The organism is Streptomyces changchenzhani, assembly GCF_039766235.1.
Classification (GTDB): domain Bacteria; phylum Actinomycetota; class Actinomycetes; order Streptomycetales; family Streptomycetaceae; genus Streptomyces.
In genome coordinates this window covers 295986-308547 of the sequence record NZ_JBDHNH010000007.1, presented here as the reverse complement: position 1 = coordinate 308547, position 12562 = coordinate 295986, and the positions used below count along the sequence as shown (strand labels likewise).

The window sequence follows — 12562 nt, the reverse complement described above, 5'->3', positions numbered from 1 at the left end:
CCCTTCGACCGTGCCCGCTGGGAGAGAGGCCCGATGAGTGGTGCGGAGGCCCTGGTTGGGGGCGAGAGTAGGCCGATCCGTGTGATCCGAACATGTTTTTGCAGCATTTTATCGACACAGACACTGACACGTGACACGGCCCAGGCAGATTCTTCACTTCGTGGCCATCCTTCGCCTGTCGCTCGTTGGCCGGTTGCTGTCACTCTCTAACCGTCCGTGATCACTCGACGCGAGGAGTCCTTGTGTACGCACGCACCGTCCCGGCCTCGGCAGTCGCGCTCCTGAGTGCCACCGCGCTGCTGCTGCCCGGCTCCGCCGCTCAGGCCACCGCTCCGGCCGGTCAGCACGATGCCCCCGCAGTCATCGCCCACCGGGGCGCATCGGCGTACGCGCCGGAGAACACCCTGGCGGCGGTCGACGCGGCCGACCGGTTGGGCATCGACTGGGTGGAGAACGACGTACAGCGCACCAGGGACGGCGAGTTGGTGGTCGTCCACGACGACAGCCTCGCGCGGACCACCGATGTCGAGCAGCTCTTCCCGGGGCGGGCACCGTGGAAGATCAAGGACTTCACCGCGGCGGAGATCGCCAAGCTGGATGCGGGCAGTTGGTTCGGCCACGCGTACGCGGGCGCGCGCGTGCCGACACTCAAGCAGTACCTCAACAGGGTCGACCGCAACCACCAGAAGCTGCTCCTGGAGATCAAGGTGCCCGCGCTCTACCCGGGCATCGAGAGGGACACCCTGCGCGTACTGCGCCAGGAAGGATGGCTGGACCGCCGGCACGTCAAGCACAGCCTGGTCATTCAAGGTTTCGGCGCCGACAGCGTCAAGGAGGTGCACCGGCAGCGGCCCGACCTGACGACCGGCTTCCTGGGCACACCGGCCGTCGCCGACCTGCCCGAGTACGCGGCGTTCACGGACCAGATCAATCCGACGCACACCTCGCTCACGGCCGACTATGTCACCGCGGTGCACAAGCTGAAGGGCGTGCACGGCAGGAAACTGCGGGTCAACACCTGGACGGTAAACGACGCGGCGGGCGCGGTACGGGTACGCGACTTCGGTGTCGACGGGATCATCACGAACACCCCGGACGTCGTACAGGAAGCGGTCTGTTCGTAGCGGTCTGCCTGTTCGTCGCGGACGGCCCGCCGTCCACGGCCACCGGAACCCAGCTATGAGTATCAATGTCAGTGCCCGGTCGTACGGTGGTTCGCATGAGCAGCGACGAGCAGGACGGGCAGTTCGTGGAGTGGGCCGTGATCGGCAGCGGCGACACCGACATCGGGTCGCTGCTGCTCGCCGCCACCGGCGAGGGACTGGTGAGCGTGGTCTTCCACGCCGATCCCGCCGTACAACGGAAGGCTCTCGCGCAGTTGCGGGCACAGCTGGGCGCCGAGGTGGCCGAGGCACCCGGCTCCGCCCGGCTGGCCGAGCCCATACGGCAGCTCGCTGCCTACTTCGCGGGCGAGCTGCGCGACTTCGATCTGCCGTTGGACTGGTCGCTGACCTCTGGGTTCAACCGGCAGGTTCTCAGGGAGCTGGCGACCGGCGTTCCGTACGGCGCGGTGGTCGGCTATGGAGAGCTGGCAAGGCGCGTGGAACAGCCTGGCGCGGCGCAGGCCGTGGGAGCGGCGATGGGGTCGAACCCGCTGCCGGTGGTGGTGCCCTGCCACCGTGTGGTGGAGAGCGACGGCGGTCTCGGCGGGTTCGGGGGCGGCCTGGAGACCAAGCGGGTGCTGCTGGCTCTGGAAGGGGTACTGCCCCGCCCGCTGTTCTGAGGAAATCTCCGTTCCGACCTGAAGAAATCTCTGTTCCGAGTGCCGGGCCATATCCAGTTTCGTGCGTACGTACGGGACTGGCACACTTCGGCGGTGACTACGACCGACAAGGCGACCGGCGACCCCGCCGGCAAGGCGGGCACGGCAGCGGCCGCGCTCGGGCCCGAGGCTGTGCGGACGCTCCAGCGGCGTACCACCGCCGTGCTCATCGTGAGCCAGATCCTGGGCGGCCTCGGCGTCCCCATCGGTATCGCGCTCGCCCCCGTCCTGGCAACGGAGATCAGCGGCACCGAGGCTCTGTCCGGGCTGGCGCCGACCGCCTCCGTGGCCGGTACGGCACTGCTTTCCATACCGCTGGCCGCCCTGATGACCTCACGCGGCCGGCGTCCGGGGCTCGTCCTGGCCTATCTGATCGGGGCACTGGGCGCGGGGCTCGTGGTGCTCGCCGCCGTCATCGAGAACTTCCCACTGCTGCTGCTCGGCATGGCGGGCTTCGGCGCCGCGTCCTCGGCCAACCTCCAGGCCCGGTTCGCCGCCGCCGACCTGGCCCCGCCGGACCGGCGCGCCCGCGCGATCTCGACGGTCGTCTGGGCGACGACGATCGGCGCCGTCCTCGGCCCCAACATCGCGGCCCCCGCGGGCCGCGGCTTCGCCGGAACGTCCATCCCGCAGACGGCGGGGCCGTTCCTGTGGGCTGCCGGCATCTTCCTGATCACGGGCCTGGTGGTCGCGGTGCTGCTGCGCCCCGACCCCCTCCTCACCGCGCGGGCCCTGGCCCCGCCGGAGTCCCAGTCCGCACAGGGCCGCTCGCTGCGCGCGGGCATCGCGGCGGTCAAGGCCTCCCCGCAGGCCCGGCTCGCCCTGGTGACCGTGGCCGTCACACACACCGTCATGGTTTCGATCATGGTGATGACCCCCGTGCACCTGGGGCACCACGGGGCCGGACTCGAACTGGTCGGTCTCGTCATCAGCGGTCACATCGCCGGTATGTACGCGTTCTCGCCGGTCATGGGCTGGCTGTCCGACCGGGTCGGCCGCCTCGCGGTCATCGGCCTCGCGGCCGGGCTGCTCTGCTTCGCCGCGCTGCTGGCCGGCACCGCGGGCCCGAGCCACGCGCAGACCGCCGCAGGTCTGTTCGTGCTGGGTCTCGGCTGGTCCGCGGGCCTGGTCTCGGGATCCGCACTGCTCACCGACTCGGTTCCGCAGCAGGCCCGCGCCGCGGTCCAGGGACTGTCGGACCTGACGATGAACACGGCAGCGGGCATCGGTGGCGCGGCCGCGGGCCTCATCGTCTCGCAGGCGGGCTACGGCTGGCTCAACGCGATCGGCGCCTGTCTGCTCCTGCCGATGGCCACGCTCGCTCTGCTCGCCGCCCGCCGCTCGACGAGGAGTCCCGTCACGACCGAGGTCGAGACTGAGGTCAAAGACTGAGGTCAAAGACTGATGTGGTAGGCCTTACGCAGCGTCTCGTGCACGGTCCACGTCGTACGGTCGCCCTCGCGCAGCACACATGCGTCACCCGGGCCGATCTCCAGGGTCGCGCCGCCCTCCACCTGCACGGTGGCGCGCCCGCTGACCACCACGAAGAGCTCGTTGGCCTCGATGTCGGTGACCACGCCGGGCGTGATCTGCCAGATGCCGCGAAGCTGCTTGCCATCGGGGGACTCCCACAGCAACTTGCCCGTCACCGCCGGTTCGCCGGAGACGATCTGCTCCGGGGCGAGCGGTTCGGGCTCCAGTTCGGCGTCCGGGATGTGCACGGTGAAGGATGCGGGAGCTTGATCGATTGTCGTCATGGCGCGACACCTTAGCCGGACGCTGCCGGGCGCTCAGCAGCGAGGCGTACATCGCGCGATACGGGGCACTCGGCCCGGCACACCCCCTCTGCGAGGAGAGAAGCATGGAGATCTCGGGCATCTTCAGCGCGATCGTGATCGGCGTCATCATCGGAATCCTGGGCCGGCTCGTCCTGCCCGGCCGTCAGCATGTCGGCGTCCTGTGGACGATTCTGGTGGGGATCGCGGCCGCGCTGCTCGGCACGGCGATCGCCCAGGGCTTCGACGTGTCCGACACGGACGGTGTCGACTGGGTCGAGTGGCTGATCCAGATCGGCCTCGCGGCGATCGGTGTGGCCGTACTGGACCGGGCGAAGTCGGGCAGTAGGCGCACCCACCACCGTTAGAGAAGCCCCTGCGGGAGCCGCAGCGCCCTGCGTGCCTCCCTCCTCCCCCTCCAGCGCGCCCAACACTCCTTGGATCGTGAGCAGTTGCGGCATCCTGCCCGGCCGCCGCACACACGGCTCGACCGGCTCCGGCTGGCTCCAAGACCAATTGTCAGTGGCTGGCTCTACCTTGGAATCAGTCGAGATCGGCTGCACCGGCCGGTCCTTGTGGAGGGGTGTGCCATGTCTGCTGCTCGGACGCGGGTTGCGCGGGAGACAACGTATCTGGAGCTGTCGCAGGACGACGGCGGGGCGCACAAGTTCTATGAAGTGACCGTTGACGGGCTGACGGTGTCGGTGCGTTACGGAAGGATCGGTGCGGACGGCCAGTACCAGACATCGACGTTCCCGAGCGCGGAGAAGGCGAAGGCCGCAGCGGCGAAGAAGGTCGGCGAGAAGGTGCGCAAGGGGTACGCGCCCGCGATACAGGGGCAGCGGGCGGCCCGCGCCGTGTCGCGCCGCCAGGTCGCTTCGGCGCCGTCCACGGCCCGCGCGACGGCCCCGGTGCTGTGGCGGTTCCGCACCGGCGCCACTGCCCTCGGAATCCACATCGAGGAGGACCGTTGTTGGGTGGGCAATCAGAACGGCGATGTTTACACCCTGGGTCACGACGGCGAGGTGCTGGCCAGGTATCAGCTGCCCGACGGGGTGAAGTGCCTGGTCGCGGACGATTTCTGGATCTACGCGGGCTGTGACGACGGCAGGGTGTACGACCTGTCGTCGAAGCTGCCGTTCGCGGCGTACGAGATCGCGGAAGACGTCGACATCTTCTGGCTGGACATCCACGAGGGCGTCCTGAATGTCGCGGACCGCAACGGCGGACTTACCGTGATCGACCACGAGGACGAGTTCCAGTGGTCGCGCCGCTCGACGGGCGGCAGCGCCTGGATGGTGCGGGCGGACGAGGAAGCCGTCTACCACGGGCACACGCGCGGAGTGACGGCCTACGCGACCGACGGCAGCGGCGAGTTGTGGCACACAGCCACTACGGGGAACGTGCTGTTCGGCTGGCAGGAGGACGCCGCGGTGTACGCGGGCACCGGTCGGCGGGTCGTCGAGCGGCTGTCCAAGGCCTCAGGTCGTATCGAGGCCAGGTACCAGTGCGACTCGTCGGTGTACTCCTGCGCCACCTCCCCCGGCGGCCGCTATGTCTTCGCGGGCGACTCGTCCTCCTCCGTCTACTGCTTCGATGCGGACGGGACCCGGCTGTGGAAGCTCGGTACGGGCGGTGGTTCGGCCCTGTCCATGCAGTACCGCGACGAGAAGCTCTACATAGTGACCACCGACGGCTCGCTGGCCTGCATCGACGCAAGTGAGGCTGCGATCTCCGCCGCCCAGTCCGGCTCGGTGCCGGTCGCCATGGACATCAAGCAGGCGGCAGCGCTGCCCACTTATATGCCGACGGCGTCCATCGCGACGGTCAGCGTGGTGCCCGCGCCGGGGGCCGGGGTGGTCGTCGAATGCGTCCAGGAGGGGGGCCGGATGCGGGTCCACGTCGTGTCCGAGGGTTACGAGCCGTCCTGGAACGTCCAGTTCCCCCGCTCCATGCGTCAGCTCGGCACCCGATACGTCGTCGACGCGCTACACACGTCGCAGGGCGGCTTCTACCGGGTGCGGGGCGAGATAAGGCGCCTGGTGTAGGGCGGTCGGACCACCGCCCATCGTCAACTCGCCTCATTTTGGGACGTGTTAGCCGATGGGAGCCTGCCGAGGCTCTAGTGGCGAGGTTTGCGGGCCGTACGCGTGTGCCAAGGATGGAGCATGCCTGACACCACGCTGCTGCTGTCCGAGGAAGTACGGGAGGCGCTGGAGCAGCGTCGTCCCGTGGTCGCCCTGGAATCGACGATCATCGCGCACGGACTGCCGCGCCCGCGCAATCTGCGCGTCGCGGAAGAGCTGGAGGAGGTGGTACGTACCGCAGGCGCTGTTCCTGCCACCATTGCCGTCCTCGACGGCAAGGCACGTATCGGGCTGGACAAGGCCCAGCTGGAGCGGGTGGCGAACGACGACTCGGTGCGCAAGCTGGGACACCGCGATCTCGCGCCGGCCGTTGCGGCGGGCGCGAGCGGGGCGACGACCGTGTCGGCGACGGCGTTGCTGGCCGCACGCGCAGGTCTGCGGGTCTTCGCGACGGGCGGGCTCGGGGGCGTGCACCGCGAATGGACCACTACCCAGGACGAGTCGGCGGATCTGGGACTCCTCGCGCGGACGCGGATCACGGTGGTGTGCGCGGGGGTGAAGTCCATCCTCGATGTTCCGGCGACGTTGCAGCGGCTGGAGACGCTCGGGGTCGGCATCCTCGGATACGGCACGGAGTACTTTCCGGGCTTCTATCTGAGCAGTTCGGGCGAGCCGGTGGACTGGACGGTGCGTACGCCCGGCGAGGTGGTGGCGGTGATGCGGGCCCAGGACGCACTCGGCGGCCCGGAAGCCGCGCTGCTTGTCGCCAACCCCGTGGCGGAGTCCGAGCAACTGGATCCGGCACTGCACGACCGGGTCCTGGCTGACGCGCTGACCGAGTGCGGTCAGCGCGGGATCGCTGGGCAGGCCGTCACCCCATTCCTGCTGGACTACCTGGCTCGGCACACCGAAGGAGCTTCGCTGGAGGCCAACTTGGCGGCGGTGCGGAGCAATGTGCGACTGGCGGCGGAGATCGCGGCCGTGTGGTCACCGGCGTGAGCGGCGTAGAGATCCCCCACATGAAAGGACGCGGAGCGGAGTACGGCTGCGAGGACAGCGACGGCCCTGAGGGAGGCGACCTTGAGGGCAGCAGCATGGAGGGCGGCGGCATGGAGAGGCGCCGTGCGGAGAGCGACGGCGCGGAGATCCATGGAATGGAGGGCGCGGGTGCGGAGGGCGCGGGTGCGGAACGCGGGCTGTTGGTGGTTGGCGATGTGGTGACCGACGTCGTGGCTCGCCATCGCGGACCTCTTGCGCCCGCGACCGACACGGCGGCCGAGATCAGGACCCTGCCGGGCGGAGCCGGCGCCAACGCAGCGTGCTGGGCTGCGTATTCGGGCCTCGCGTACGTACGGATCCTCGCGCGGGTCGGCACGGACTCGGCGGCCTGGCACCAGGAGCGGCTCCGGCGCGCGGGCGTGCGACCCCATCTTGTCCTCGACGCCGAGGCGCCAACCGGCACCGTCATCTCTCTCGTCGACGCCACCGCCGAGCGCACGTTCCTCTCCGACAACGGCGCGGCCCTTCGCCTCTCCCCCGCCGACTGGTCCCCGTCCCTTCTCGACGGCATCACCCATCTCCACCTTTCCGGGTATCTGTTCTTCTCCGACACGAGCCGGGCGACGGCTCGCCTGGCCCTGCGGGCGGCTCGGGAACGCGGGGTGACGGTGAGTGTGGACCCGGCGTCGGTGGGCTTCATCTCCGGCCTGGGAGTGGACCGGTTCCTGGACGCGGTGGCGGGGGCGGACGTACTGCTGCCCAATGCCGACGAGGCCTGCCTGCTCACCGGTCTACCGGAACCGCACGACGCGGCGGCGAAGTTGAGCCGGTACTTCCCGCTCGTGGCCGTTACCCTCGGCGCCGATGGGGCGCTGCTCGCGTCGTTCGGAGGTGTCACGGCCCGTATCCCGCCCGTCCCGGCGAGGGCGGCGGACTCGACGGGCGCGGGCGACGCGTTCACCGGTGCGTTTCTGGCCGCACGTCTCGGCGGTGCGGGCGGCTCGAAGGGAGACGAAATGGCCGCAGCGGCAGGCTGCCGGGCTGGGGCACACGCGGTGACAGTGATCGGCGGACGGCCACCCTTCCGAGAGAACACCGACCCGCCCGGGTCCGGCTGAACGACGGCGGCCGGGCCTGCGTTGCGGATACTGCGGCTAGTTGTACCCGGCCGGGAGGTTGGCCCACGCCTACGGCCTACGACTCACAACTCACGCCCCGCGACCCGCGACCTGACCACGGTCGAACCGAACGAAGTCGACGCATGGGACGGACCGGTATTCATCCTCACGCACCACCCCGAAGACGCGCCGCCCACCGAGGGCGTGACCTTCCTGACCTGCGATGTGGCCGAGGCGGTCCGGATCGGGCTGAAGGCCGCCGTCAACGGCGACGACCCCTCGGCCGCAGTGAACGTGCGGTATCACCCGGTCACGAACAAGTAGGCAGGCGGGAACAGCCTTCTGTGACCGGTGTGTTGGCCGGGTGCAACTGGTGCGTCTACCGGTCGAGGCCCGTCCAGGCGGGATGGCGTGGGTCGTCGGCCCGGACGAGGACGTCGGCCGCTTGCGAGGGGGCCACTTCCTCCTCGTAGCGGGCGAAGGCCGGCAGGGTCCAGCGTTCGCTCTCGCCGCTGCGCCGCACGAGTGCGCCGGGCGACAGCCGTACGTGCACGGTGAGGTCGAACGGGAACCAGTGCCCGAGGAGCAGCGGTCCGTGCAGCAACAGCACACCGCCGGGCGGCAGCTGTACGTACGGACTGCGCGTCGCCCGGTCGGTGGCGGGGTCCCAGAGATCGGGAAGGACTCGCCCGCTGCCGTCCGGTTCGAGCGGGCCGAAGACCTCGCGCCACAGGGCGCCGGTGTCGAACCAACCGCTGTAGTAGGCGTCCGGGTTCTGCTTGCCGTACTCGAAACGCAGCGAGGCGGGCCGCAGGAAGCTTTCCGTATCGACCACGAGGACGGTGTGGCCGCGCAGCCGCAGGGCCTCGGCAAGGTGCTCGGCCGTCTCCGCCGTGCGGGCGGCGGGCGCGCCGTCGACGGCGGCCTTGAGCCAAGGGCCGCCGTCCGCCGGTTTCAGTGCGGCGAGGTGGTCGGCGAGAGCGTCGGTCAGACGTTCCCAGGTGATCGCTTCGACCCGCACGGCTACACCATCCGAGCCGCCCGGGACAACGCGGTCATTCAGGCGCTCCCACGAAGCGGAACGGCACCCCGAACCGCTGTGCGAGCTCCTGCCCGGCCGCCGTCACGTCCGCCTGCTCGGTCCCCAGGTCGTGCCGGACGTGCGCCAGGCAGTGCGTGTCCGCCGGGTCGGCCATGACCGCGAACAGCCGCACGAACCACCCCTGGTCGTCACTGTGCCAGTCCGCCTCGACGGCCACCACGGGTCCCGGCAGTGCGGCGGCCTCGGTTGCGAGCGTGTCCACGTCGCGCAGCGACGGGGGTCCGATGCGGTCCGCGAGCGCGGCGCTCCGCTCGGCGACCAGGGCCTGGCAGCCGCGAAGACCGGGCCTGGGTTCGACCCCGGAGGAGCGGATGGCGAAGACGGCCTGGACCGATCGCCCCTGGACGACGAGTTCGTCGACGTGCTCGCGTACGGAGGCGGGTAGTGCGGCCCAGAGATCGGAAGTCATGGAGCCGACCCTAGCCGGAGCCCCCAAAACCGCTGGACCTCGCCACCCACCTCATCCGCCCGACCACCTCCCCCCTCCACCCGCCTCCACCCGCCTCACCCGACCGCCCGCCTCACCCGACCGCCCGCGCGCACCACTCCCCGCGCTTAACCTGCCCGCGCGTCCCGCTCCCGCAAGCCCCGCAAGCCCCGCTCTACTTCTTCCCCGCCGCGCAGCCCGGTGCGTCCGAGTCGACGGAGAGCGGACTGCCGGCGGGCAGCATGTAGGTCACGTACAGCACGACCGGAGTGCTCCCCAGGTTGCGGCCGATGTGCCGGTGCTTGGCGCCGGAGGGCTCGATGAAGGACTGACCCGCGGTGGTCCTCTCCACGGAGCAGTTCTGGAGCGTCCGGGTGAGCGTGCCCTGCTGTACGACGGCGATCAGCTGCCCGGTGTGATGGTGCCAGCCGGTGGATCCGCCCGGCGCGATGGTGATCGTACGTACGACCACATCGACGGGCCCCTTGGTCTTCACCTTCAGCGTCTCGGCGGAGGTGCCGGTGGCCAGGACCGTGCCGGTCACTCCGCTGCCGGGTGTCGCGAGCGCGGCTGACGGCACCATGCCGAGCGCGGCCACGCCCCCGATCAGGACCATGGCCTTGCGCATCGGTCCCTGCCGCCCGCCCTGTCCCACAAGTTCCGTGAACCTCATCGGAATCCCCTCAACTCCCGGCGCGGGCAAGGGATCCCGGTTCACGCCCCCTGCTGCCGCGGCTACCGTTTGCTGCTCCCATTGTCGCCAAAATCGCCTCACCGTACCCTGACGATCCGGATGCGGCGATCAGTCGTATCGACCGTTTCTGAGTGGATACCCGCGAATGGCCGATCTCACCAGCCCCAACCACCTCACCAGCCGCACAGGCCCCATGTACTCCACTTGCAACACCTGCACTACCTGCAACACCTCCATCCACACCCAGTTCGCCTCCCCGCACCTGATCGAGCAGATCGTGTACGACGGCCTGGACCCGGCTGCCGACCCGGCGTGGGAGTCCTCGGGCGCGGCGACGGTCGAGGACTACGGCCGGTGGTGCGGGCATCTGTGCGGCATGACGTGCCTGCGGATGGCGCTCGGCAGGGTGTCGCCGACTCCCGCCCCCTCGCTCTTCGAGCTGCGGGACGGCGCGCTGAAGTACGGGGCGTACACGGAGGACGCGGATGGGGCGATCCACGGCATGATCTACGCCCCGCTCGCGACGTACGCCGAAGAGGCGCACGCGCTGCCGACCACCGTCCACCGCCGTCTCGCCCCGGCGGAGATCCTTGAACTACTGGACGAGGGCCGGACGGTGATGGCATCGGTCCACTACGAAATCCGCAACCCGGACCGCCCCGCGCCCGGCCGGGGCGGCCATCTGGTGCTGATCACAGCCCGTACGCCGGACGGAGAGGGCGTCCACCTCCACAACCCTTCGGGCACGACCCCTCATTCACGGGCGGCGGATCTCCCTCTCGCCACCTTCGAGCGCTTCTTCGCGGGCCGAGGAGTCTCCTTCGCCGGAGCGGCGAAGCGCACTGCCTGAACGCACGGACGAAGCGCGCCGGCGTGACAGCAGGGAACGACAGCACGGGACGACAGCACGGGACGGCAGCAGGGAACGGCAGTGGGGAAAGGAGGCGGGCCCGGGGGCGTAGCCGGCCCCCGAGCCCTGTTGATGCCACCTGGTTGATGCGCCGCCCGTTGAAGGGACCGGATCAGTCGTAATGTCGCCGCGTCCTGCCTTTGGACCACCGCGGATCGAAGCTCCGCGGGCCGGAATTGAACCGGCAACTCGACGCGCATGGGCCCGGGCCCGGTTGGTACGGCGATCGGCGGCGAATGCTGAGTCTGGAGCAAGAGTCTGAGATTGAACGCGGCCCGAAGCCGGTACCGCGCAGTCACGACGAACTTCAGTTTCAGCTTGCGCTCTTCGCGCACCCCAACCGCGCAATGGCGGTCGGGGAGTTGATGAGGCTACCCGAACAGGTAGCCGAAGACGGCATCGCCCACCCGCTGGTCGGTGACCTCGGCGCCGTTCGCCTCCTCGCGGGCGAACTTCACGGCCTGCTGGAGCTTCTCCACGCGCTCCAGCACGTCGTTCACGCGCCGGGCCGTCAGCGCACCGGAGAACTTGACGGTCGTCCAGTACCCGACCGGGATGTCCTCGTAGTACACCTCGACCTGCGCCGGGTGCTTCTCGGTCGCCTCGGCCTTCACGTGGTTGCGCGGCACCTTCTTCGTACGAAGGGTTCGTACCGCATCCGTCTTCCAGTCGTCGGTCGACGGATCGAGCGCCCACGCCTCGGAGGCGTCGAGCAGGGGAAGCTTCCGCACGAAGGCATAGATGTCCGTCAACTGCTTCTCCAGAAACAGGAGATAGGACACCGGGACCGCGCTCACGAGCACCCGCCCGTCGACGGTCACATCGGCGCGGGCCTCGCAGTTGGCCCAGTCCTTGGTGGCGGTCACATCGAAGAGCCTCGTCAGCGTCTTCGCGGTTTCGCGCAGCACATCCTCGGCCTTGACCTGGACCCGCGTGGACTCGGGCGGAAGCTGCTCGCCCTCTTCGTCCTTCGGCTGGTACGTACGCGAGATGCCCGCGAGCAGCGCCGGCTTCTGGAGCCCATGATGGGCCGCCGTCAGGTCCTGCTGCGCCTTGGACTTGACGCCTTTCTCCACCGCGATGATCTGATTAAGTTTCGCCACGGCCATGACGTTAGCAAGATCGCCCGCATCTTCCGAACGATTAAGCACTCAATGGGAGTAAGCACTGTGGAGACAGCACTCATCGCAGTCATAGGCACTCTTCTCGGTTCGCTGGCGACGCACTTCTTCCAACGTCAGACAGCGGAGCGCGGCGCCACTCTCGCCCGCGTCGAGCAACTCCGCCAGGAGCGGATCTCCGCGTACAGCGCGTTCGCGGGAGCGGTCGTCGACTACCGCCGCGGCCAGAACGACCGCTGGCACCGAAAGTCGGAGGCGCCCGGCAGCGAGAAGGCGGAAACGAGCCGCATGGAGTCGTACCGATTACGTTCCTCCGCACACCAGGCGCTGTTCCGCGTCCAGTTGGTGTGCGACGACGGTGTGGCCGTACGGCTGGCGTCCTCGGCATTCGAGGCCACGAACTCCATGCACGACGCGACGGACGAGCCGGAGCGCGCGATGCGCTCGGAGGAGGCGCGCGACGCGGTGCGCGCGTTCATCGAGGCGGCGGCGCCAGGGGTGCGCTGA

At 69.5% G+C, this 12562-nt stretch carries 14 protein-coding genes; 9 read left to right on the top strand and 5 right to left on the bottom strand.

The features are described 5' to 3' along the window. Nucleotides 1-242 precede the first annotated feature (242 nt). The 3 genes from ABCR94_RS23170 (at nt 243) to ABCR94_RS23160 (ending at nt 3214) form a co-directional block, all read left to right on the top strand. Nucleotides 243-1124 (top strand): glycerophosphodiester phosphodiesterase, encoded by an 882-nt coding sequence (locus ABCR94_RS23170; RefSeq protein WP_347121784.1) that lies wholly within the window; start codon nt 243-245, stop codon nt 1122-1124. Between the two features lie 95 nt (nt 1125-1219). Next, the gene (locus ABCR94_RS23165; protein WP_347121782.1) at nt 1220-1783 is read left to right on the top strand and encodes a methylated-DNA--[protein]-cysteine S-methyltransferase; all 564 of its coding nucleotides are present in this window, start codon (nt 1220-1222) and stop codon (nt 1781-1783) included. 171 nt (nt 1784-1954) lie between these two features. Beyond that, the gene (locus ABCR94_RS23160; RefSeq protein ID WP_347122033.1) at nt 1955-3214 is read left to right on the top strand and encodes an MFS transporter; all 1260 of its coding nucleotides are present in this window, start codon (nt 1955-1957) and stop codon (nt 3212-3214) included. 2 nt (nt 3215-3216) lie between these two features. Here the strand turns inward: ABCR94_RS23160 and ABCR94_RS23155 are convergent, their stop codons facing one another. Then, entirely contained in the window at nt 3217-3579 is a 363-nt protein-coding gene (locus ABCR94_RS23155) for a cupin domain-containing protein (protein WP_347121781.1), read from the bottom strand. A 104-nt stretch (nt 3580-3683) separates the two neighbouring features. On the opposite strand from ABCR94_RS23155, the gene ABCR94_RS23150 reads away from it, so the two are divergent. From ABCR94_RS23150 to ABCR94_RS23135, 4 genes are all read left to right on the top strand, one after another. Continuing rightward, the gene (locus tag ABCR94_RS23150; RefSeq protein WP_347121779.1) at nt 3684-3965 is read left to right on the top strand and encodes a GlsB/YeaQ/YmgE family stress response membrane protein; all 282 of its coding nucleotides are present in this window, start codon (nt 3684-3686) and stop codon (nt 3963-3965) included. Between the two features lie 222 nt (nt 3966-4187). Beyond that, on the top strand, nt 4188-5645 hold the full coding sequence (locus ABCR94_RS23145; protein WP_347121778.1) for a WGR domain-containing protein: 1458 nt from the start codon (nt 4188-4190) through the stop codon (nt 5643-5645). Between the two features lie 120 nt (nt 5646-5765). After that, nucleotides 5766-6683, top strand: a complete 918-nt coding sequence (locus tag ABCR94_RS23140; protein ID WP_347121776.1) for a pseudouridine-5'-phosphate glycosidase — start codon at nt 5766-5768, stop codon at nt 6681-6683. 155 nt (nt 6684-6838) lie between these two features. Beyond that, nucleotides 6839-7801, top strand: coding sequence for a carbohydrate kinase family protein (locus tag ABCR94_RS23135; RefSeq protein ID WP_347122031.1), 963 nt, complete (start codon nt 6839-6841; stop codon nt 7799-7801). Nucleotides 7802-8180: 379 nt separating this feature from the next. On the opposite strand, the gene ABCR94_RS23130 is transcribed toward ABCR94_RS23135, so the two are convergent. The 3 genes from ABCR94_RS23130 to ABCR94_RS23120 all read right to left on the bottom strand — a co-directional run bounded on the left by ABCR94_RS23130 (nt 8181) and on the right by ABCR94_RS23120 (nt 10003). After that, a complete protein-coding gene (locus ABCR94_RS23130; protein WP_347121775.1) occupies nt 8181-8822 on the bottom strand; it encodes a nucleoside/nucleotide kinase family protein in 642 nt (213 codons plus the stop codon). Between the two features lie 34 nt (nt 8823-8856). Beyond that, nucleotides 8857-9312 (bottom strand): hypothetical protein, encoded by a 456-nt coding sequence (locus tag ABCR94_RS23125; protein ID WP_347121773.1) that lies wholly within the window; start codon nt 9310-9312, stop codon nt 8857-8859. Between the two features lie 193 nt (nt 9313-9505). Continuing rightward, nucleotides 9506-10003, bottom strand: a complete 498-nt coding sequence (locus ABCR94_RS23120; RefSeq protein WP_347121771.1) for a cupin domain-containing protein — start codon at nt 10001-10003, stop codon at nt 9506-9508. A 214-nt stretch (nt 10004-10217) separates the two neighbouring features. Here ABCR94_RS23120 and ABCR94_RS23115 point away from each other — a divergent pair, with 214 nt between their 5' ends. After that, nucleotides 10218-10874: a cysteine peptidase family C39 domain-containing protein gene (locus ABCR94_RS23115; RefSeq protein WP_347122029.1), complete on the top strand. Its 657-nt coding sequence runs from the start codon at nt 10218-10220 to the stop codon at nt 10872-10874. Between the two features lie 431 nt (nt 10875-11305). On the opposite strand, the gene ABCR94_RS23110 is transcribed toward ABCR94_RS23115, so the two are convergent. Continuing rightward, on the bottom strand, nt 11306-12037 hold the full coding sequence (locus tag ABCR94_RS23110; RefSeq protein WP_347121770.1) for a DUF7873 family protein: 732 nt from the start codon (nt 12035-12037) through the stop codon (nt 11306-11308). Between the two features lie 66 nt (nt 12038-12103). Here ABCR94_RS23110 and kilB point away from each other — a divergent pair, with 66 nt between their 5' ends. After that, complete coding sequence (kilB, locus tag ABCR94_RS23105) at nt 12104-12562, top strand: plasmid transfer protein KilB (RefSeq protein ID WP_347121769.1); 459 nt, start codon at nt 12104-12106, stop codon at nt 12560-12562.